This window comes from Flavobacterium aureirubrum, assembly GCF_038739835.1.
In the GTDB taxonomy this organism is placed as follows: Bacteria; Bacteroidota; Bacteroidia; order Flavobacteriales; family Flavobacteriaceae; genus Flavobacterium; species Flavobacterium aureirubrum.
Genome location: NZ_JBCGDO010000018.1, coordinates 35,271 through 59,223 on the forward strand (window position 1 = coordinate 35,271; position 23,953 = coordinate 59,223).

Consider the following 23,953-nt stretch of genomic DNA (forward strand, 5'->3'; position numbering starts at 1 on the left):
ATTTTTTATGCTCCAGCTAAAGCTGGAGCCAATTCAAAAACTGGAGCCAATTCAAAAGCTGGAGCCAATTCGATAAAATCAACCCAACCAACCATCTCTATCCAAACTTCTATACTGAATTGCTTCGGCAATATGATTAGAATTTACAGTTTCTGATTGTTCTAAATCAGCAATAGTTCTCGAAACTTTTAAAATTCTATCATAAGCGCGAGCAGAAAGATTTAATCGTTCCATAGCGGTTTTCAATAACTGTAACGAAGTTTCATCTAGCACACAAAATTCTCGAATTTGCTTTGTTCCCATTTGTGCATTGTAATGAATCCCTTCAAAATTTTCAAATCGAATGGATTGAATTTCTCTCGCTTTTGTAACTCGTTCTCTAATCGAAACGCTACTTTCTGCTGGTCGAGTTTCTGTTAATTTTTCAAATGGAACTGGCGTGACTTCAATATGAATGTCAATTCTGTCCAATAATGGTCCCGAAATTTTACTTAAATAACGTTGCATTTCGGCTGGCGACGAACTTACTGGCGCATCTAAATCGTTAAAATAGCCACCAGGACTTGGATTCATACTGGCGACTAGCATAAATGACGACGGATAAGTAATCGTAAATTTGGCTCTAGAAATCGTAACTTCTCTATCTTCCAATGGTTGACGCATGACTTCAAGAACTTCACGCTTGAATTCAGGTAACTCGTCTAAAAATAAAACACCATTATGTGCCAACGAAATTTCTCCGGGTTGTGGATAACTTCCGCCGCCAACTAATGAAACGGAACTTGCTGTGTGATGTGGTGAACGAAAAGGTCGTTGATTCATTAAACCAGCATCTTTAATTTTCCCCGCTACACTGTGAATTTTTGTAGTTTCGAGTGCTTCTCGCAACGTCATTGGTGGTAAAATACTTGGTAATCGTTTGGCTAGCATTGTTTTTCCTGAGCCTGGTGGACCAATCAAAATAATATTATGTCCGCCAGCTGCGGCAATTTCCATACATCGTTTAATACTTTCTTGCCCTTTGACATCAGAAAAATCAAATTCAGGAAAATCTAAAGTTTTATAAAATTCATCTCGTGTATTTATTACCGTAGGTTCAATGGTTCCTTTTCCATCAAAAAAATCAATCACTTGGGTTACATTTTCAACACCATAAACATCTAATCCAGTAACAATTGCCGCTTCTTTTACATTCTGAATTGGTAGAAAAAAACCTTTAAAACCTTCTTCTTTGGCTTTAATTGCAATTGACAAAGCGCCTTTTATGGGTTGCAATCCACCATCAAGCGATAATTCGCCCATGATTAAATAGTTGGCAACTTCATCCGCTTTGATTTGTCCAGAAGCCGCAAGAATACCAACGGCAAGCGTTAAATCATAAGCAGAACCTTCTTTTCTTAAATCGGCTGGCGCCATGTTTATGGTAATTTTTTTTACAGGAAGAGAATAACCGTTGTTTTTTAACGCAGCTGCAATTCGGTAACTACTTTCTTTAATAGCATTATCAGGCAATCCAACTAAATGATAACCAACACCTTTATCTATATTTACTTCAACGGTTATTGTTGTTGCTTCAACACCAAAAACAGCACTTCCGAAAACTTTTATTAACATGGCTTTTATTTTTGAAAGCTAAAACTAATAAAAGTTTTACAATTACTGCAAATTATCGCTCATTAATTCACTTTTGTTTTGAGCATATTCATAACCTTTGTGCCACCAATCTTTCATTCTTTCATGATTAAAAATCAAAGCATTGTCCGTTAGTTGCGTTGGTGTGTAATATAAATTGAGTTTTACATTTTTGTTTTTAGCCGCTAATTTCCCAATAGTGATGTTATGTTTTTCAACTTGAGTGAGTAATGTTTGGAATAAATCAATCATGAGCGAAAAAGGATTTTTGCCAATTTTTCTCGGTTGAATCTGTACTTCGGTTTCAAGAATAACCACATCAACTTCGGTTGCGCCACGATTAATCGCTTCACGAATTGGGACTAAACTCGAAAATCCGCCATCGCCATATTCAAAACCATTTTTAGTTGCTAAACTCATAAACGGAATGTAGTTGCAAGAAATCCAAATCCATTCACAGAAATCATCATAATCAAAATCTTTTATCGACTTGTATTCCACTTCGTTTTTTGTGAGATTAGTAACGGTTACCACAACCTCGCAAGCCGTTGATTTTAACAGTACAAATTCAGCGACAGTAAAATTTTCTTTGATGTATTCTAATAATTTATGGCTTTCGCCAAAAGTTCGTTTTCCTTTCAAAAACTGTTTAAAAACGTTAAGGTGATTAATAGAAACGGTTTCGTTTGGTGTATTTTTATTTTTTACAACAAAGGGACTAATATCGAAAATACTTCGCATATTCACATTAGAATAAATAGTGTAAATCTTGTTGACTTCGCCCAAAGCCAAATGCGGAATTAGCAAACTTCCTGTTGAACTTCCGATGAGAATGTCATATTTACAGCCGTTTTCTTGCATCAAATATTGAGCAACACCACCAGCAAATGCGCCTTTACTTCCGCCACCAGAAATTACTAAAGCTCTCATTACTTTTCATTTAAAAGTTTGCTCAACTGCGATTTTTCTTCATTTTTTAAATTTAATAATAAACTTTCAAACTTTGCGCGATATTCAGGTGATTTTAACAAATTTCTTATTGAGTCACGAGCAAATTTGGTCATTTGCCATTTATGATGTGAAGTGGCATTGACAAGGTTTTTTAAAACTTCATTATCAATAGGTTGTTTGGCTTGAAAAACAGCACTGAAAGCATTTTGTCTCACTGAACTTTCATTTTTTGAAGAAGTATAATCGACTAATTCATTTAAATATTCTTGTTTCTGATTTTCATCAAAAACCGATGATATTTGAGTTAAAAGTAAAAAAGTGACGCGCAAACCTAAATCATTATTTCCATACCAATTTTTAGCTTTTTCTAGATAAATCGCTTGACTTTCAGGGAATGAATTACATAATTTTATCAACGCTATTTCTTTAGTATCATAAGAATTATCATCAAGCAACGTTTCATATTTTGACTTGAATTCTAACGGAATTTCATCCATAAATTCAGCAACTGATTGACGCACTTTTACATCATTGGTTTGCAACGCTAATTCTAAAAGTTCCTTTTTATCTGCAAATTTAACATCTTTAATTTGGTAAATGATTTCAGTCTTAATTGGGTAAAACAAATCTGATTGAAGTAATTCTGAAAACTTGTTTTTATTTTCTACAAAAGATTTTTTTCGCAGTTGTTGTAGGTCAAAAAATGTTTTCATAAACGAACTTTTTCGCAAGATTTCAGTGGCAATTTCATTTGGGAAATGATAATCCTCAAGCCATATTTTCTGAAAAGCAACGGTATCAAAATTAGGTACCAAATTTTTAACTTCTGCTAAAAAATTGCTGGTTTCAACGTTTTTGAATTGGTATTTTTTCAAATAATTCTGAACCGCTTTTTGAAACAACTTCGCTCCTATTTTTTCTCTCATATAATGCAAAGCCCAAGCACCTTTTTGATAGAATGACAATGAACTCGCTTTTTCATTCATCACTGGAATAGTATCGGTTTTGGCGGCATTTCGCAATTGCAAAGAATTTCGATACAATTGATGATTGAAATAATCGTCGCCAAAAATTTCTTTTTCAGCCAATAACGCATAATACGTTGCAAAACCTTCTTGTAACCAATGGTGTTTTCCAGATTTTGCTGTAACTAAATTACCAAACCATTGATGGGCTAATTCGTGCGCATTGACGTTAATGTAATTTCTATCGTTAAAACCGATTTCGTCAACTACAAAATCTTGCGCGAAAACAGTACAAGTTGTATTTTCCATTCCGGCATAAAGAAAATCTTCCACCGGAACTTGTTTGTATAATTTCCACGGATAGTCAAAACCAATTTCTTTCTCCAAATAATCGAATATTTGTTTCGAATGACGATACGTTGGTTCAAATTTTAATGTGTCTTTCGGTTGAATAAAAAACTGCAACGGAATTCCCGACTTGGAAGCGATAATTTTATTATAAAAATCGCCAATAACTAATGCCAAAAGATAGGAACTCATTGGCTTTTTCATTTCATAATACCAAACTTTATATGCACCGTTCGTAACTTTATGAGGAACAACCTTCTTCAAAAAACCATTCGAGATTACATTATAATTACTAAAAAATGAAATTTTCATATTAAAAATCACTTTTTCATTTACATCATCAAAACTCGGAAACCAATGGCTTGTATATTTGCCTTGACCTTGCGTCCATATTTGACTATTGTTATAACAAGAATCATCATCACAATCAAAATTTCCATTAAAATACATCGTTTGTTTTGGAAAAGCTTCGTAATAAAAAGTGACTGTGTTTTTTCCTTTTTTAAAACCTTCAAACAAGTTTAATGTCTTTCCTGAATTGGAAAATTTAACTGATTTTTTATTGATTTTAACATCCGAAAAAGTCATTTTCTGTGCATCAATTTTAATCGTATCGATATTTGCTTTTACTTCAAAAACATAATTGACAGTTCCAAAAACTTTCTTTTGATTGACATCAATTGAAATTTTTCCTTTCACAGTTTTAAAATCAACTTGTTGTGTTTGCTGTGAAAATGAGAAAGAAAAAACTAATAAAAAAATTAAATAGCGCATAATTATTTCACGGAGTTACACAGAGATGAACAAAGATACACAGAGTTTTTATAAATTTAGATTAAAAACCTATCTTCGCTACACCGAAAATTATTGCATTTTTAATTTGCAGTTACTATTAAAATTGAAATGTCCAATCAACTTCTTCTTACTTCTATCGAATACCTAAAAGGCGTTGGTCCGCAACGTGGCGAACTGTTGCGCAAAGAATTGGGCATTCATCGCTATGAAGATTTGATTAATTTTTATCCTAATCGTTACATCGACAGAACGCGTTATTATAAAATTAATGAACTCAACAATAATCCTGCGGAAGTACAAATTGTTGGTAAAATTATAAATGTTAAAACAGTAGAATTCGGCAAAGCCAAAAAACGTTTAGTAGCCACTTTTGTTGATGAAACTGGCGAAATGGAACTCGTTTGGTTTCAAGGTCATAAATGGATTAGAGAAAGTTTGAAAATCAATATTCCTTATGTTATTTTCGGAAAAGTAACATCGTTCAATGGTCAATACAATATGGCACATCCTGAAATGGAATTGCTTAGCGAACACGAACAAAGTTTACGTTCGGCATTGCAACCCGTTTATCCATCAACTGAAACTTTGACCAATAGAGGAATTTCTAATCGGGTGGTGAATAAAATGATGCAGCAATTGTTTCTTGAAACGCAAGCAAAATTCACGGAAACGTTGCCGCAATATCTTTTGGATGAATTAAAATTAATTCCGAAAAACGCAGCTTTATTTAACATTCATTTTCCAAAAAGTCCCGAACTTTTAGCGAAAGCACAATTCCGATTGAAGTTTGAAGAATTATTTTTTATTCAACTTCAATTAATCACCAAAAATTTAGTTCGAAAACATAAAATCAAAGGTCATCCGTTTACCGTAATTGGAGAAAATTTCAATAATTTTTACAAAAATCATTTGCCTTTTGAACTAACCAATGCGCAGAAAAAAGTGTTGAAAGAAATTCGAAACGATATGGGAACCAATGCCCAAATGAATAGATTACTTCAAGGCGATGTTGGTTCGGGAAAAACGATTGTAGCATTAATGGCAATGCTAATCGCTTTAGACAACGGCTTTCAAAGTTGCTTAATGGCGCCAACCGAAATTTTAGCCAATCAACATTTTAACGGATTGACTGAATTAGCCAAAGATTTAAATATCAATATAAAAATTCTAACGGGTTCAACGAAAACTTCAGAAAGGAAAATCATTCATGAAGAATTAGAAAATGGCAGTTTACATATTCTTATCGGAACACATGCTTTATTGGAAGACAAAGTGCAGTTTCAAAATTTAGGATTAGCAATTATTGATGAGCAACATCGTTTTGGTGTCGAACAACGTTCAAAATTGTGGAAAAAGAATGAAATTCCGCCACATGTACTTGTAATGACGGCAACGCCAATTCCGCGAACATTAGCCATGAGTTTGTATGGTGATTTAGATGTTTCAGTTATTGATGAATTGCCACCAGGACGAAAACCCATTCAAACCGTTCATCGCTATGACAGTAACCGATTGAAAGTTTGGAAATTTATAAAAGATGAAATTGCCAAAGGCAGACAAATTTATATAGTTTATCCGTTAATTCAGGAAAGTGAAACGATGGATTATAAAGATTTAATGGATGGTTATGAAAGCATTTCCAGAGATTTTCCACTACCAAACTATAGTATTTCCATAGTTCACGGGAAAATGAAACCAGCCGAAAAGGATTCTGAAATGAAACGCTTCGCCGAAGGAAAAACCAATATTATGGTGGCAACAACAGTAATTGAAGTTGGTGTAAATGTTCCTAATGCCAGCGTAATGATTATCGAAAGTGCTGAACGTTTTGGTTTGTCCCAATTGCATCAATTGCGTGGTCGCGTTGGTCGTGGCGCTGAACAGAGTTATTGTATTTTAATGACTTCTCACAAACTTTCCAACGAAAGTAAAATAAGATTGGAAACCATGTGTAAAACCAATGACGGTTTCGAAATTGCCGAAGTCGATTTAAAACTTCGCGGTCCTGGTGATATCATGGGAAAACAACAAAGCGGTGTTTTAAATTTACAAATAGCCGATTTGGTAAAAGACAAAGACATATTAGTCGTTGCTCGAAATGAAGCTATAAAATTGTTAAAAAAAGACTCTTCGATGTCATTGCCCGAACATCAAACGTTACGAAACGTATTTATCGAGCTCACTAAAAAGAAAAACATTTGGAATTATATCAGTTGAATTTACGACATTTGTACCTACAAACGTTAAATAAAAACCAACTGTTAAGGCGAACCCGATCTTATAATTTACATTTGCAACGCCAATGCTTTTAGCATCTTATTTGTATGCATTCAAATCAAAACTTATGAAAATAAAACATATCGTCTATTTATTACTTATCATCGGACTTGGAAGTTTTATTGGCTATAGAATAACAACAAACCAAAACAAAAACGGCGAGTTTAAAGGAAAAGAAAGTAAAAATAACTCCATACCTGTCACTGCTGTTATTGTAAAATCGGAAGAATTCGATAATACGATTACACTTTCAGGTTCGATTGAAGCCAATGAACAAGTTGAAATAAGAAGTGAAATTTCAGGACTTGTTGAAGGAATTTATTTTAAGGAAGGTAGTACTGTTAACAAAGGTCAACTGCTTTTTAAAGTCAATGATACAGAACTTCGAGCACAATTAACCCAAGCCAAAACCAAGCAAGAATTAGCTTCTGAAAATGAAAGAAGAGCAAAATTATTACTTCAAAAAGAAGCAATTAGCCAAGAAGAGTATGACGTAGCACGAGCCGAATTCAAAATGGCACAAGCACAAGTACAACTCATTCAAGCGCAAATCACTAAAACAGTCGTAAAAGCGCCTTTTTCGGGGAAAATAGGATTGCGAGCTATTTCACCTGGAACATTTATTACTCCTAACCTTTTGGTAACACGATTGGTCAATATAAGTACACTAAAAATTACTTTTTCGATTCCCGAAAAATATGCCAATCAAATAAAACCAAACTCTAGTATAAGTTTTACAGTTGCTGGTTCAGTTCAAAAATATCAGGCCAAAGTATACGCAATAGAACCCGAAGTTCAAGTAGCTACAAGAACGTTACAAGTGCGTGCTGTTGCAGAAAACAAGGATGGAAAATTATTGCCTGGAACTTTTTCTAACGTAACATTACCATTAGAAAATATCAAAGATGCGATTGTAATTCCAACAGAAGCTGTAATTCCGGTACAAGACGGAAAGAAAGTATTTATTGCCAACAACGGTAAAGCCAAAGAAGTAAAAATTGAGACTTCAAACAGAACAAGCGCTACTGTTTTAGTGTTGTCAGGTTTGAAAGAAGGCGATACTGTATTGACAAGCGGTGTAATGTCTTTAAAAGAGGAAACACCAATTGAGGTAAAAATTAAATAATAGAATTCTAAGATTTCTACTATTGAAATCCGAAATTTAACTACAAATGAGTTTATCAACCACTAGCATTAGAAGACCTGTTTTTACCATTGTCATCAATTTACTTATTGTATTATTTGGGATAATTGGCTATACTTTTCTTGGCGTGAGAGAATATCCTTCTATCGATCCGGCACAAGTATCGATACGAACAAGTTATACAGGAGCTAATGCAGATATCATTGAGTCGCAAATTACAGAACCACTAGAAAAAGCAATTAATTCTATTGATGGAATTAGAAACGTAACTTCTTCAAGCACACAGGGAAACAGTAACATTACCATTGAATTCAATCTTGATAAAAATTTAGAAGAAGCAGCTAATGATGTCAGAGATAAAGTATCGCAAGCCATCAGAATTTTGCCTCAAGATATTGATGCACCGCCAGTTGTTTCAAAAGCTGATGCTAATGGCGATGCTATCATATCGATGACCGTTCAAAGCGATACAAGAAATCCATTAGAGTTGAGTGATTTTGCTGAAAATGTAATTGCGCAACGTCTTGAAACAATACCAGGAGTTAGTGGTGTTCAAATTTGGGGACAAAAACGATACGCGATGCGGTTATGGATAGATCCAATAAAATTGGCCTCATATGGTTGTACCGTTTCGGAAGTTAGAGATGCATTAAAAAAACAAAATGTTGAATTGCCATCGGGAAAAATAACTGGAGCCAACACGGAACTTACTGTTAAAACCATCGGAAATCTTTCCAATGCTGAGGAGTTTAACAATATTATCATTCGTACAGATGGTGAAAAGATTGTACGATTTAGCGATATTGGCTATGCTGCATTAGGTCCTGAAAATTTAGAAACCAAAATGACACAATCAGGTTTGCCATTGGTTGGTGTTGCGATTGTTCCACTTCCAGGTGCAAATTATTTAGATATTTCAGAAGAATTTTATAAAGAATTTGAAAAACTTAAAAAAGATTTGCCCAAAGATATCAAGTTAAACATTGCGTTAGACACTACTTTTTTTGTAAAAAAATCAGTAATTGAAGTAGCAGAAACCTTAACTATATCAGTATTACTCGTAATTTTAATCATCTTTCTATTTTTTAGAGATTGGGCAATTGCGTTCAGACCATTAATTGATATCCCTGTTTCGTTGATTGCTACGTTTTTTATCATGTGGCTTTTTGGTTTTTCTATAAATGTACTGACATTACTTGCCATTGTTTTAGCAACAGGATTAGTGGTGGATGACGGAATTGTTGTTACCGAAAATATTTTCAAAAAAGTAGAAGAAGGAATGACACCTATCGAAGCAGCAATTAAAGGTTCGAATGAGATATTTTTTGCCGTGATTTCTATATCCATAACACTCGCAGCAGTTTTTCTTCCTGTTATTTTTCTTGAAGGATTTGTAGGCAGATTGTTTAGAGAATTTGGAGTCGTTATTGGTGCTGCGGTTTTGATATCCGCTTTTGTTTCTCTTACTTTAACTCCTATGTTAAATGCCTATTTAATGAATAGTGGAGAACAAAAGAAGTCTACTTTCTATTTAAAAACCGAACCGTTTTTTGTCAAATTAAATCAAAGTTACGCCAGCTCACTTGAAAGTTTTATGAAGAAAAAATGGCTAAGCTTCCCTATTTTGATTGCTTGTTTTGGATTAATCTACTTATTTTTTAATGTATTACAAAAAGAAACAGCACCTTATGACGATAGAAGTGCACTAACAATGCGAGTGAATACTGCAGAAGGTTCAACCTATGAATATACCGATCGTTTTATGCAAGAAGTATCAAGGTTACTTGATGACTCAATTCCTGAGAAAAAAGTAGCGTTAGTTATAACTTCTCCCGGATTTTTGGCGGCGTCAGCAAATAACGGCTTTATAAGAATTTCATTAAAAGAACCTGAAAACAGAGAACGTTCGCAAAAAGAAATAGCCGAAAAATTAACCAAATGGACCAGTCAATATTCTGAAGCTAAAATATCGGTTACAGAACAACCTACAATATCTGTAAATAGACGCGGTGGTTTGCCTATTCAGTACATAATTCAAGCGCCAAATTTTGAAAAATTGGAGGAAAAAATACCGCTATTTATGGATGAAGTTTCAAAGAACGAAACTTTTTCCACCTCTGATGTAAATTTAAAATTCAACAAACCCGAAATCAACATTTCAATAAACAGAGAAAAGGCAGAGAGTTTAGGTATTTCGGTTTTAGACATTGCACAAACATTACAGCTTTCATTAAGCGGTCAGCGTTTTGGTTACTTTATGCAAAACGGCAAGCAGTACCAAGTTATCGGACAATATGACCAAAAGGATCGTTCAACACCACTCGATTTGACTTCCATGTTTGTTAAAAATAATAAAGGAGATTTAATCCAAATGGATAACGTGGTTACAATTAAAGAGAAAAGTAATCCACCACAACTATTTCATAATAATCGCTATATGTCAGCAACCGTTTCTGCTGGCTTAGCACCTGGAAAAAGTATTAGCGATGGAATTGATGCCATGAATGACATAAAATCAAAAATATTAGATGATACTTTTACTACGGATTTAGGCGGAGAATCTCGAGATTTTGTTGAGAGTAGTTCCAATACTTCATTTGCATTTGGTTTAGCATTATTACTTATATTTTTGATTTTGGCCGCACAATTTGAAAGTTTCATTGACCCTTTTATAATTATTTTAACTGTGCCAATGGCAGTTGCTGGTGCATTATTTTCGCTTTGGTTATTTGGTCAAACATGGAATATTTTCAGTCAAATTGGTACTGTTATGCTTATTGGACTAGTGACTAAGAACGGAATTTTGATTGTTGAATTTGCCAACCAATTGAGAGAACAGGGAAAACCAAAGTTAGAAGCCATTCTAGAAGCATCAGAAGCTAGGCTACGACCTATTTTAATGACAAGTTTGGCGATTTCGTTGGGTGCTTTGCCTATTGCAATGTCTATTGGTGCAGCATCAGCCAGCAGAATGGGAATGGGTGTTGTAATTGTTGGAGGAACAATATTTTCGCTGGTTTTAACCCTGTTTATAATACCAGCTTTGTATTTAATGTGGTCCAAAGCAAGAAAACATTATCCCGAATTTGATCATATTAAAGAGTATGAAAGTGAGCTTAATTAATTATATGTTCCCAAATACTATGCGTAAATTAGTGGTAAAAAACAGAAATTATACATTTTATTTTTGGAACTTATTCCTATGCCTATTTTGCATTTTAGAAACAACTGCGCAAGAAGTTTTAACCCTAGAAAATGCAATAAAAATAGCATTAGAAAATAATTTTGAAATAAAAATAGCATCGAATAATTTAACTATCGACAAAACCAATGTTGCCATAGGAAATGCGGGAATGTTACCTCGAATTAATGCAACACTAGCTGATGCTAATAGCGTTCAAAATAGTACACAAATTAGACAAGACGGAACTATTAATACATTAGATAACGCTAGAAATAATACTTTAACTTATGGCGTTGGTCTTGATTGGACTGTTTTTGATGGTTTTAGAATGTTTGCTCGACTAGACCAACTAAAAGAGTTACAAAAACTTGGTGAAGCAAATTTAAAACGAGTAATTATCCAGAGAATAAGTGCCGTAAATGCAGTTTACTATGATTTAGTTCAGCAACAACAACAGTTAGCTGCTCTCGACACGACGATTGCAATTTCTACACAACGTTTAACATTGGCACAAAATCGTTTCAATATTGGTAAAGCATCGAAATTAGAAGTCTTAAATGCACAAGTCGATTTAAATACTGATAGGGTAACGTTGTTGCGACAAAAGGAAACTTATACCAACCAAAAAATCATTTTGAACCAAATTTTAGCAAGAGAAGCCAGCATCGACTTCAAAGTTGTTGATAAAGTATCCGTTGATGATAAATTAATTTTAAACGAGTTAATTTCTCTGGCTGATAAACAAAATCCGCAACTGCAAGCTGAAATTATCAATAAACGAGTTTCCGAATTAGAATTGAAACAAGTAAAAGGAAACCGTTATCCTGTTTTAAACGTGAATACAGGATATAATTTTCTAGATAACCAATCGAGTTTGGGATTTACCTCTCAATTTATAGCACAAGGTCTAACTTATGGATTTCGAGCTTCGTTAAATGTTTTTGATGGATTTGCGCAAAACCGCAATGAAAAAATTGCGAAGATTAGAGTAGAAAATGCTAAAATCGCTATAGAAGAACAAAGTCAGCTATTGCACTCAGAACTAAATATTGCATTTCAAACCTATTTGACTAACATCGATTTAATTCAATTAGAAGAAAAAAATGAGGCAATCGCTAAGCAAAACTTAAACATCACAGTTGATAAATTTCGGATTGGCACCATCACTACAATAGAATTTAGAACGGCACAACTAAACTTTATAAATGCAAAAGTGCGTTCTAGCAATGCGCAATTTCAAGCTAAACTATCTGAAATCGCTTTGAAAGAGCTAGCGGGAAATATGAGTTTTTAAAATTCAACGGTTACCTCTTCTGGTGTTGTTAAATTGCGTTAATTCGCCAACAGCAATCCATAAAACATTACCTTTCAATTATAGAATTGTTATGAGCTTGTAGCGGTAAAAAAAAGCATATTTTCCGGCGCATCAATTGCTATATTTTTTGATTATAACTATCTTTGCAAACTTATAAAAAATCGAAAATGAAGATTTCATACAATTGGTTAAAACAATTTATTAAAATAGATTTAAAATCAGAAGAAACTGCTGCTATACTGACCGATTTAGGTTTGGAAGTTGAAGTCGTTTCTAATTATCAATCTGTTCGTGGCGGTTTAGCAGGAGTTGTGGTTGGTCATGTTTTAACTTGCGAAAAACATCCTGATGCTGATAGATTGAAAGTGACTACAGTTGATTTAGGTGATGGAAATCCGGTGCAAATTGTTTGTGGAGCAAATAATGTAGCAGCAGGACAAAAAGTACCTGTTGCGACCATTGGAACAAAGTTGTTTGATAAAGACGGAATTGAATTTGAAATCAAAAAAGGAAAAATTCGCGGGCAAGAAAGTCATGGGATGATTTGTGCGGAAGATGAACTTGGTCTTGGCTCAAGCCATGAAGGCATCATGATTTTGGACGAAAAACTAAAACCCGGGACTCCATGTGCAAAAGTATTTAATATCGAGAATGACGAAGTATTCGAAATTGGGTTAACACCCAATAGAGCTGATGCGATGTCACACTATGGAGTTGCACGTGATTTACGTGCCAGTTTGTTGCAAAAAAACAGCAATATCGAGTTAATAACTCCATCCGTTAGTACTTTTAGAATTGATAAAAGAATTCTAAAAATAGATGTTGACGTAAAAGACCAGAAACTTGCGCCGAGATACTGTGGTGTAACGCTTTCAGGAATTACAGTAAAACCATCTCCTTCTTGGCTACAAAATCGATTAAAAGCTATTGGTTTAACACCAAAAAATAATATTGTAGACGTAACCAATTATATTTTACACGATTTAGGTCAACCATTGCATGCCTTTGACGCGGCAAAAATAAATGGAAAAATTACAATTAAAACGTTAGCAGAAGGAACAAAATTTACCACACTTGATGATGTTGAAAGAAGTCTGAGTTCAGACGATTTAATGATTTGTGATGAAAAAGGACCTTTGTGCATAGCAGGCGTTTTTGGTGGTAAAAGTTCGGGAGTTTCAGAAACTACTAATTCTATTTTCTTAGAAAGTGCTTATTTCAATCCTATTTCAATTCGTAAAACAGCCAAACGCCACGGCTTGAACACTGATGCGTCATTCCGTTTTGAACGAGGAATTGACCCAAATATTACCGAATTTGCATTGAAACGCGCCGCATTGCTAATTAAAGAAGTTGCTGGTGGTGAAATTACTTCGGATATTATTGATATTTATCCGAAAAAGATTGAGGATTTTCCCGTGTTTTTAAATTTTGAAAAAGCTTATAAACTTATTGGGCAAGAATTACCAAAAGAAACTATTAAAAAGATATTAGCTTCGCTCGATATTAAAGTAACTACTGTTTCCGATGCTGGTTTAGGATTAATTATTCCTTCATATCGAGTTGATGTGCAACGAGAAATTGATGTAATTGAGGAAATATTGAGGGTTTATGGTTATAACAACATTAACTTTACAAAAAAGCTAAATGCTACTGTCTCAAATTCTGCCAGAACTGAAGATTATAAGGTTCAAAATATCATTGCTACACAACTAAACAGTTTAGGTCTTCATGAAATGATGGCAAACTCATTAACATCGCCAGAGTATATCCATTTATCGGAAATGCTTCAAGAAGAGCATAATGTTTTGATGTTAAACCCTTTAAGTAACGATTTATCCGCACTTCGTCAGTCGCTACTATTTTCAGGTTTGGAAGCTGTTTCTTATAATATCAACCGCCGAAATAATGATTTAAAATTATTCGAATTTGGAAAAACCTATCAAAAGTTACCATCAGGTTATAAAGAACAAAAGCACTTAACGCTTTTTATGACAGGGAATAGAATGGAAGAAAGCTGGACCACTTCTCAAAAGCCATCTGACTTTTTTTTGTTTAAAGGATATATCGATGCTATTTTTGCTCGATTAGGAATTTGCAAAGTACAGAACAAACCTGCTTTAAACGATATTTTTTCAGAAGGTATTGCAATCGTTTCAGGAAATACTACATTGGTTGAATTTGGCACTGTTAAAAAATCTGTTTTGAAACATTTTGATATCAAACAAGATGTGTTTTATGCCGACTTTGACTGGACCGAAGTTCTAAAAATAATTACAACAAAAATTAAATTTCAAGATATCCCAAAATATCCTGAAGTGAGACGAGACTTGGCGTTGTTAGTTGACAACTCCATTGCTTTTGAAACTGTTTACCAAATTGCTAGGCAAACCGAAAAATCTTTATTGAAAGATATAAATCTGTTTGATGTTTATGAGGGAAAAAATCTTCCTGAGGGAAAAAAATCATATGCAATTAGTTTTATTTTACAAGACAATTCAAAAACATTGACAGACGAACAAATTGATAAAATCATGCAAAAGTTACAAAAGAATTTGCACTCTGAAACAGGTGCAGTAATAAGATAAATTATTTTTCCTTGATATTTTATTACACTCAATTAATAGGCTCGAAGTAATTCGAGCTTTTTTTATATGAACAATTGTTAAACATTATAAATTAATTACATATCAAATACTATTTTTTTAATTTCGTAAAAAAAACTTTTGCCATGAAAAAAATAGATCTTGAATTGAAACTAAGGTCCTTCAGGGACAATGAGAAGAATAGTGATTTATTATTACAGGTTGAAAAAATCCTGAATGATGACGAAAATTCTAGAACTGAAATTTCTAATAAGTTATCCACAAAAAATCCAAGTAAGGCAGAAAACGCGCTTGTTTTTGATTTGCTAAAGACTGAAAACATCTATCATTTAAGTCATATTGAAAAGATTTGTGTTGATTATCGTTTGCGCTTTTTAGATAGTAACTTATTTAAAAACACTATTCCAGAGGAAGCAATTAGCAAGATTAAAAATCTTGAAAAAGAACATCAAACTAACTTGAGTGGTTTTAAAATTGTTGCTCCGAGTAAAGCGTTTCATTTGGTTAATTATGACGATCCCTTGTTATTTGTGCCTATAGGGAATAATTATTACTATTTAATTCATAAATGGGGTGATGAAATGAATAGTTTCAGAAAACTGATGGTTCTTCCACTAAAAAGTTTACGGAACTTCACCATTTTTACCGTAATTTTAAGTGTATTGGTAACACTTGTAATACCACAAAGTAATTTAAGTAAATCTGTGCCGTTAGCACCTGTAATTATTTTCTTGTTTACCTTCAAATCCATATTTGCAATTTTAGGATATTTCTTCTTTATGGTAGGTAAAAATTTCAATACCGAGATTTGGCAGCGAAAATATTATAATAATTAAGTAGCAAAAAAAAGTCCTCCCGTTTTCACGAGAGGACTTTTACTTTATACAATAAAAGAATTACTTCTTTTTCTCGTTTTTTTCCATTTTTGCTTTCAAACCAGCAAGAACATCATTTGCATCCAAAAGAGATGAAGCTGGTGCATTATTATTTGAAGCTACAGCTTCAGCAACCGCTTTTACATTTTTCTCTTCTTCTTCACGGAAAATTGCTGTGTGCGAAGCGACAACTCTTTTGAATTCTTTGTTGAACTCAATTACTTTGAATTCAGCTTCTTCACCTTTTTTCAATTTTTTGCCATCTTCTTTTTCTAAATGACGAGTTGGAATAAACGCAACTACATCGTCACCAAAATCTACAGTAGCACCTTTGTCAACAATCTCTGCGATTGTTCCAGTGTGGATAGTTCCAACAGCGAATGCATCTTCATGTTTGTCCCAAGGATTAGCTGTAGTTTGTTTGTGACCTAAAGATAATTTACGTCCATCAACATCTAGCTCTAAAACTACTACGTCCAATTTGTCACCTACGTTAACAAACTCTGATGGGTGTTTGATTTTCTTCGTCCAAGAAAGGTCAGAAATATAAACTAAACCGTCAATTCCTTCTTCTAATTCAACAAATATTCCAAAGTTAGTAAAGTTTCTAACGATACCAATATGTTTTGAACCAACAGGATATTTAGCGGTGATATCTGTCCAAGGATCTTGTGTTAATTGCTTGATACCTAAAGACATTTTTCTATCATCTCTATCTAATGTTAAAATAACTGCATCAACAACATCACCCACTTTCACGAAATCTTGAGCCGAACGCAAGTGCGTAGACCATGACATTTCAGAAACGTGAATTAATCCTTCAACACCTTCAGCAACTTCGATAAACGCACCGTAATCTGCAATTACAACTACTTTACCTTTTACTTTATCTCCCACTTTAAGATTAGCATCTAAAGCATCCCAAGGATGAGCGTTTAATTGTTTTAATCCTAATTGAATTCTTGTTTTCTCATCATCAAAATCAAGAATTACAACATTCAATTTTTGGTCTAATTCAAGAACTTCACTTGGGTGATTAATTCTTGACCAAGAAAGATCAGTAATGTGGATTAATCCATCAACACCGCCAAGATCAATAAACACACCGTAAGAAGTAATGTTTTTAACAACACCTTCTAAAACTTGTCCTTTTTCTAATTGACCAATAATTTCTTTTTTCTGAACTTCGATATCCGCTTCGATAAGCGCTTTGTGTGAAACTACAACATTTTTGAATTCGTGGTTAATTTTTACCACTTTAAATTCCATGTTTTTGTTTACATATACATCGTAATCACGGATTGGTTTCACATCAATTTGTGAACCAGGTAAAAATGCTTCGATACCAAAAACATCTACAATCATACCACCTTTAGTTCTACATTTCACAAAACCTGTAACAATTTCACCTGTTTCGTTAGCAGAAATAACTCTATCCCATGATTTGATAGTTCTTGCTTTTCTGTGAGACAATACTAATTGACCTGTTTTGTCCTCACGAACGTCAATCAATACTTCTACTTTGTCACCCACTTTTAAGCTTGGGTTGTAACGGAATTCGTTTAATGAAATAACACCTTCCGATTTTGCATTAATGTCAACAATCGCGTCTCTGTCAGTGATTCTAACTACAACACCTTCTACTACTTCTTCTTGATCAGTTGAAATAAAAGTTTTAGTAACTAAATCTTCAAACTCTTGTAAGTTTTTTTCGTCCACAGCATCAATTCCTTCTGAGTAATTGTGCCAGTTAAAATCGTTTAAAAACGCTTGTTGTTCTTTGTTTAATTCAGACATGCTGATAAAAAATTTGTATTCTGTTTTCTCTGTGTTTCATTTTGCGGTAAAAAAACAGAAGTTGTTTGTATAATTAATTGAACCCTAGAGGAAACACTGACCGCCAAAAGGATTGCAAAAGTAGGTATTATTTGTTTAATAAAAAACTTTTTACACAAGAATATGGTTGTTTTTTCTTGAAGCAAAACGCTTGGGAATTTTTGGATGCCATTTTCCCGCTTTTCGTTACAATCTCTTCGAGGATTTCCACTTCAATCGGGGCTAATTTAGATTTGTATTGATTTCTTAGAAACAAAAAAACCTGTCAGAGTTTGAAACTCTGACAGGGTTATATTACTATTCGATTTCTTAATGACTTATATTCGCCACAGCTTTCGGATCATGTTTATGTTTAAACAAAATTGCAAAAGCGATCGCTATAACCAATGAATAAGCCGCAAAAGACAACCAGATGTTGTGCCAATCTCTTTCTCCATCATGTGTAAAATATTTTTCAATTGCCCAACCAGAGGTGAAACTTCCTAAAATAGCGCCAACGCCATTAGTCATCATCATGAATAATCCTTGTGCTGACGAACGAATTTTAGAGTCTGTAGTGGTTTCGACAAACAATGAACCCGAGATATTAAAGAAATCAAATGCCATTCCATATACAATGCACGACATGATAATCATCCATAAACCATCGGTCGGATTTCCATAGGCAAATAATCCAAAACGCAAAACCCAAGCCAACATAGATATCAACATTACTTGTTTGATTCCAAAACGTTTCAAGAAAAAAGGAATAGCTAATATGAACAACGTCTCAGAAACCTGTGAAATAGACATAATAATAGTAGAATATTTCACCACAAACGAGTCGGCATATTGAGGAACATTTTTAAATTCATCTAAAAACACATCGCCGTAAGCATTTGTTAACTGCAACGCTCCACCCAAAAACATTGAAAATATAAAGAATAGTGTCATTTTATAGGTTCCAAATAACTTAAAAGCTTCTAAACCTAAAGTTGCAACAAATGATGATTTCTCAACTTTAACGTGTTGTGGTTTACATTTTGGTAATGTAAAAGCATATAATCCTAACAAAATTGCCGCAATTCCAGCTATATAAAATTGATAAGCTGTAGCTTTATTACCGGAAAGATTGGTTAACCACATCGCGGCTATAAATCCGATTGTTCCCCAAACTCTAATGGGTGGAAAATCTTTTACAACATCACTATCGTTACTGTTCTTTAGTGCGTTATAAGAAATTGAATTCGATAAAGCAATGGTTGGCATATAAAAACACATCGCTAAAAGCATGATGTAAATAAAATTATCTGGAGTGCTAACTTGCGGTAAATAAAATAAAACGAAAGCATAAAGTATGTGTAAAACTCCATACAGTTTTTCGGCATTTATAAATCTATCAGCAAGAATTCCTGTTAATGTAGGCATAAATAAAGAAGCAATACCCATAGTTCCAAAAACCAATCCAAATTGTGTGCCTTCCCATTGTTTTGTCCCAAACCAAAAATTGGCAATGGTAATCAACCATGCACCCCAAACAAAAAATTGGAAAAAGTTCATGATGATTAATCTGTTCTTTACACTCATAAAAATATTTTTTTGGTTTACTAAAAATAGGAAGTAAATCTACTATTTAAATCGAGATAAACAAAAAATCGCTACAATTTCGATGCCTTTTGAACTAATTCTAATACTTTATCAAATTGAGCCGCTTTACTCAATTCAGAATTATCTATTTCAATTGCATCAGCTGCTTTTATCAAAGGCGAATCGGCTCTGTGTGTGTCAATATAATCGCGTTCTTGAACGTTTTTAAAAACTTCGTCATAGGTAACAGTATCGCCTTTAGCTTGAAGTTCGTCAAAACGACGTTGCGCGCGAGTTTCAGGACTTGCAGTCATAAAGACTTTGAGTTCCGCATTAGGAAAAACAACGGTTCCAATGTCTCGTCCATCCATCACAATGCCTCTTTTTTTGCCCATTTCTTGTTGCTGTTCAACTAATTTTAAGCGAACTTCAGAAACCTCAGCTACTTTGCTAACAAAACTAGAAACTTCAATACTTCGAATTTCTTTTTCAACATTGACATCGTTTAAATACATTTCAGCAAAACCTAAATCTCCATTAAATTGAAAATGTAATTTTATATAATGTAAACTATTGATTAAAGTTTGTTTGTCAAAAAAATCAGTTCCAATATAACCGTTTTGCATAGCAAATAATGTTACTGCACGATACATCGCGCCTGAATCAACATAAACATAACCCAAGTGATTAGCCAATTGTTTTGCTAAGGTACTTTTACCTGTGGAAGAAAATCCGTCAATGGCAATGGTAATTTTTTTCAATGCTTTATTTTTAAATCCTTTAATATCTGTTTCCAGAAAAATCAATTGTTAGTCCGAACAAACTGGTATTTGCTGCTAATGTATATCTTGAGTAAGAATAATTGAACTTCAAATTATTAATTTTTAATCCAAAGCCCACCGAAATTCCTGAAAAATTCCGTTGTTCTAATATTCGTAATTCTTCGGCTCTACGAAAATTGTAACCTAACCTAATATTAAATCCCTTCTCAGGAAACAACTCTGCTCCAACAATAACGTGACGTAATGCATTATTAAAAAAAGAAACTCTTTCTGGAGTTGAACTTCCATCTAATGAACCCTCTGCCCTATTTGGATTTGAAAAGGCAACTTGCCATTGTTGCATGTTTTCTAAAGTCAAATGCCAGCGAATAGGAACGTTTTCCATTAATTGGGAGACGCCAATTAAGACTTCAAGAGGTAATTTTTCGCGCGTTTCTTGATAAGGTGTAATTTGAGTTCCTAAATTTCTTATCGATAATGCCCAGTTTACATCATTTCTCTCATCAATAAACAAAACGCCAATATCGACAGCTGCACCAAATGAGCTATAACTTTCTAATGTTGAAGAAATCAATTTAGCATTGGCTCCAATATAAAAATCAGAAAAAGGAATATTATAAGCGTACCCAAAAGTAAGCGCTAATTCGCTTCCTGTAAAATCTGAAGTTTGTACACCGTTTTCATCATAGCCATCAAAACTACCATAATTAACATAGTTTACACCTCCAAAAAAAGTTTGCACATGCCTGTCATAAGTATAAGCGTAGGAAGCAGTTCCATAAGTCACTTCACCAAAGTAACTTCCGTAGTTTAAGGAAAGATTGTTATCCATTTCGCCGTTGATACATGCGGGATTAAAATGAGCTTGATTCACATCTTTATCATAAAAAGTGATGACTTTTCCGCCAATAGCTGCTTGTCGTGGTGAAGTAACTAGATTTAAAAATTGATATACTGACCTTCCGCCTACTTGACTAAAAGAGGTCAAACAAGTTAGGCAAACGACAATACATACTATTTTTTTAAACATCTAAAAAGAGTTGTTCTGGTAACTATAACGAAAATGCGAAGATATTATTTTATATTCTAGTAAAAAAGATAAAAAAAGAAAGGCATATAAGCGATATTGCCTATGCCTTTTGAGAAAATACAATTATTGGATTATAATTTTTTAGCGTTTTTCACTTTCTGATTTGTGAGAGCTACGTTAATAACTTCACTCATTTCTTTCACATAATGAAAAGTCAAACCTTCAATATACTCGGATTTTATTTCATCGATATCACTTTTGTTTTCATGACACAAAATAATTTCTTTGATGTTGGCTCTCTTTGCAGCTAAGATTTTTTCTTTAATTCCACCGACTGGCAATACTTTACCTCGAAGAGTTATTTCCCCTGTCATAGCTAAATTATTCTTCACTTTACGCTGAGTTAATAAAGAAACTAATGATGTAAGCATGGCAATACCAGCGCTTGGTCCGTCTTTTGGAGTGGCACCTTCGGGCACATGTAAATGAATATTATATTTTGAAATCATTTCTGGTTCTAATCCAAATAGTTCAGCATTAGCTTTAATATATTCTAATGCTATGGTAGCAGACTCCTTCATTACCGTTCCTAAATTTCCAGTTAAAGTCAGTATTCCTTTTCCACTAGAAATAAGCGATTCAATAAATAAAATATCTCCACCCACTGTAGTCCAAGCTAAACCAGTTACTACACCAGCAACATCATTACTTTCTGATTTGTCACGTGCTAATTTTGGAGAACCAAGAACTTTTACAATGTCTTCATCAGTTACTTTTTTATTGTATTCTTCTTCCATTGCAACCGACTTTGCCGCATTGCGAATAACCTGCGCCACTTTTTGCTCTAAACTTCGAACACCCGATTCCCGCGTATATCCTTCAACAATTTTTTCTAATTGTTTTTTTCCAATTGTTAAATCCTTGGCCTTTAAACCGTGTTCTTTTAATTGTTTTGGGAACAAATGCTGACGTGCTATTTCCACTTTTTCCTCAACAGTATATCCAGTCATTCTAATTACCTCCATTCTATCTAATAAAGCTGGTTGAATAGTAGCCATATTATTAGAGGTTGCAATAAACATGACTTTGGATAAATCATATCCCATTTCAAGAAAATTATCGTAAAAATCATTATTTTGCTCTGGGTCTAAAACTTCAAGAAGTGCAGAAGAAGGATCACCTTGATGGCTGTTAGATAATTTATCAATTTCATCAAGAACAAATACTGGATTCGAAGTACCTGCTTTTTTTAAACTTTGAATAATCCTTCCTGGCATGGCACCAATATAAGTTTTCCGATGTCCTCTAATCTCAGCTTCGTCTCTCAAACCTCCTAAAGAAATTCGAACATATTCTCTTCCTAAAGCTTCTGCAATAGATTTCCCAATTGATGTTTTACCAACACCTGGAGGTCCAGTTAAACAAATAATTGGCGATTTCATATCGTTACGTAATTTTAAAACTGCCAAATGCTCGATAATTCTTTTCTTAACGTCATCGAGACCAAAATGATCTCTGTCTAATATTTTTTGAGCGCGTTTTAAATCGAAGATATCTTTTGAATACTTGTTCCAAGGCAATTCTAAAAATAATTCCAAATAATTTCTTTGTATACCAAAATCTGGAGCTTGAGGATTCATTCGTTGCATTTTGGAAATTTCTTTCTCAAAATGTTTCGCTGTTTTTTCATCCCAAGTTTTGGTCTTCGCTTTTTGACGCATCTCTTCAATTTCTTGCTCATGAGAAACACCGCCAAGCTCTTCTTGAATGGTCTTCATTTGTTGATGCAAGAAGTATTCACGTTGTTGTTGGTCTAAATCAAAACGAACTTTAGACTGAATATCATTTTTCAGTTCTAGCTTTTGAAGCTCTACATTCATGTATCGTAAAGTTTCTAATGCTCTTTCTTTTAATACATTAATCATTAATAAATCTTGTTTCTCTTTAACAGAAAGATTCATGTTTGATGAAACAAAATTGATTAGAAATGACTGACTTTCTATATTCTTGATTGCAAAAGTAGCTTCGGTAGGAATGTTAGGACTTTCTTTAATAATTTCAATTGCTAATTCTCTAACAGAGTCAACAATAGCTTGAAACTCGGTATCATTCTTATTAGGTCTTTTCTCTTCTACCTGCTTAATCGATGCTTTTATATATGGTTTTTCAGATGTAATAGTATCAATGGCGAAACGTTTTTTACCCTGAAGAATTACTGTAATGTTACCATCGGGCATTTTAAGTACACGAAGTATTTGAGCTACTGTACCTACTGGATAAATATCGTTTTTTGATGGATCTTCATCTTCCTCATTTTTTTGGGCTACAACACCAATAATTTTGTTACCTGCATTGGCATCGTTAATTAGTTTTATAGACTTATCTCTTCCTGCTGTGATAGGAATAACCACACCAGGAAAAAGCACTGTATTTCGTAATGGCAATATTGGCAATGATTCAGGAAGCTCTTCTTTATTCATTTCCTCTTCATCCTCTGGCGTTAACAAGGGAATTAAGTCGGTTTCGGCATCAAATTCTTGCAATGACAAATTGTCGATTGATAAAATATTGTGGTTTGACATATATATTGATTTGGTCAAAATGACATTTTTTAATGATAAACAAATTTAGGACATCTATTTAAAGA

General features: G+C 33.7%; 14 protein-coding genes. 6 read left to right on the forward strand and 8 right to left on the reverse strand.

The window, feature by feature from the left end:
- Window positions 1–78: 78 nt before the first annotated feature.
- From WFZ85_RS12570 to WFZ85_RS12580, 3 genes are read right to left on the reverse strand one after another with little or no spacing between them, the layout of a single operon-like run.
- The gene (locus WFZ85_RS12570) at window positions 79–1,614 is read right to left on the reverse strand and encodes a YifB family Mg chelatase-like AAA ATPase (protein ID WP_342696651.1); all 1,536 of its coding nucleotides are present in this window, start codon (window positions 1,612–1,614) and stop codon (window positions 79–81) included.
- Between the two features lie 42 nt (window positions 1,615–1,656).
- Window positions 1,657–2,562 (reverse strand): patatin-like phospholipase family protein, encoded by a 906-nt coding sequence (locus tag WFZ85_RS12575; protein WP_342696652.1) that lies wholly within the window; start codon window positions 2,560–2,562, stop codon window positions 1,657–1,659.
- Window positions 2,562–4,595, reverse strand: coding sequence for a M1 family metallopeptidase (locus WFZ85_RS12580; RefSeq protein ID WP_342696653.1), 2,034 nt, complete (start codon window positions 4,593–4,595; stop codon window positions 2,562–2,564). Before WFZ85_RS12580 ends, WFZ85_RS12575 begins: the two co-directional genes overlap by 1 nt.
- A gap of 204 nt (window positions 4,596–4,799) precedes the next feature.
- Between WFZ85_RS12580 and recG the strand changes: the two genes are divergently transcribed.
- From recG to WFZ85_RS12610, 6 genes are all read left to right on the forward strand, one after another.
- The gene (gene recG / locus WFZ85_RS12585; RefSeq protein WP_342696654.1) at window positions 4,800–6,908 is read left to right on the forward strand and encodes an ATP-dependent DNA helicase RecG; all 2,109 of its coding nucleotides are present in this window, start codon (window positions 4,800–4,802) and stop codon (window positions 6,906–6,908) included.
- 127 nt (window positions 6,909–7,035) lie between these two features.
- Window positions 7,036–8,094: an efflux RND transporter periplasmic adaptor subunit gene (locus tag WFZ85_RS12590; RefSeq protein ID WP_342696655.1), complete on the forward strand. Its 1,059-nt coding sequence runs from the start codon at window positions 7,036–7,038 to the stop codon at window positions 8,092–8,094.
- Between the two features lie 46 nt (window positions 8,095–8,140).
- The gene (locus WFZ85_RS12595) at window positions 8,141–11,236 is read left to right on the forward strand and encodes an efflux RND transporter permease subunit (RefSeq protein ID WP_342696656.1); all 3,096 of its coding nucleotides are present in this window, start codon (window positions 8,141–8,143) and stop codon (window positions 11,234–11,236) included.
- A 19-nt stretch (window positions 11,237–11,255) separates the two neighbouring features.
- The gene (locus tag WFZ85_RS12600) at window positions 11,256–12,590 is read left to right on the forward strand and encodes a TolC family protein (RefSeq protein ID WP_342696674.1); all 1,335 of its coding nucleotides are present in this window, start codon (window positions 11,256–11,258) and stop codon (window positions 12,588–12,590) included.
- 188 nt (window positions 12,591–12,778) lie between these two features.
- Window positions 12,779–15,199 (forward strand): phenylalanine--tRNA ligase subunit beta, encoded by a 2,421-nt coding sequence (pheT, locus tag WFZ85_RS12605; RefSeq protein ID WP_342696657.1) that lies wholly within the window; start codon window positions 12,779–12,781, stop codon window positions 15,197–15,199.
- Window positions 15,200–15,342: 143 nt separating this feature from the next.
- A complete protein-coding gene (locus WFZ85_RS12610; protein WP_342696658.1) occupies window positions 15,343–16,053 on the forward strand; it encodes a hypothetical protein in 711 nt (236 codons plus the stop codon).
- 60 nt (window positions 16,054–16,113) lie between these two features.
- On the opposite strand, the gene rpsA is transcribed toward WFZ85_RS12610, so the two are convergent.
- The 5 genes from rpsA to lon form a co-directional block, all read right to left on the reverse strand.
- Window positions 16,114–17,889 carry a 30S ribosomal protein S1 gene (gene rpsA / locus WFZ85_RS12615; protein ID WP_342696659.1) on the reverse strand — a complete coding sequence of 592 codons (1,776 nt, stop codon included), beginning with the start codon at window positions 17,887–17,889 and terminating at the stop codon, window positions 16,114–16,116.
- 348 nt (window positions 17,890–18,237) lie between these two features.
- The gene (locus tag WFZ85_RS12620) at window positions 18,238–19,494 is read right to left on the reverse strand and encodes a nucleoside permease (protein WP_342696660.1); all 1,257 of its coding nucleotides are present in this window, start codon (window positions 19,492–19,494) and stop codon (window positions 18,238–18,240) included.
- Window positions 19,495–19,565: 71 nt separating this feature from the next.
- Window positions 19,566–20,255, reverse strand: coding sequence for a (d)CMP kinase (cmk, locus tag WFZ85_RS12625; protein ID WP_342696661.1), 690 nt, complete (start codon window positions 20,253–20,255; stop codon window positions 19,566–19,568).
- A gap of 19 nt (window positions 20,256–20,274) precedes the next feature.
- Window positions 20,275–21,306: a type IX secretion system protein PorQ gene (gene porQ, locus WFZ85_RS12630; protein WP_342696662.1), complete on the reverse strand. Its 1,032-nt coding sequence runs from the start codon at window positions 21,304–21,306 to the stop codon at window positions 20,275–20,277.
- 131 nt (window positions 21,307–21,437) lie between these two features.
- Window positions 21,438–23,888 (reverse strand): endopeptidase La, encoded by a 2,451-nt coding sequence (lon, locus tag WFZ85_RS12635; RefSeq protein ID WP_342696663.1) that lies wholly within the window; start codon window positions 23,886–23,888, stop codon window positions 21,438–21,440.
- Window positions 23,889–23,953: the final 65 nt, after the last annotated feature.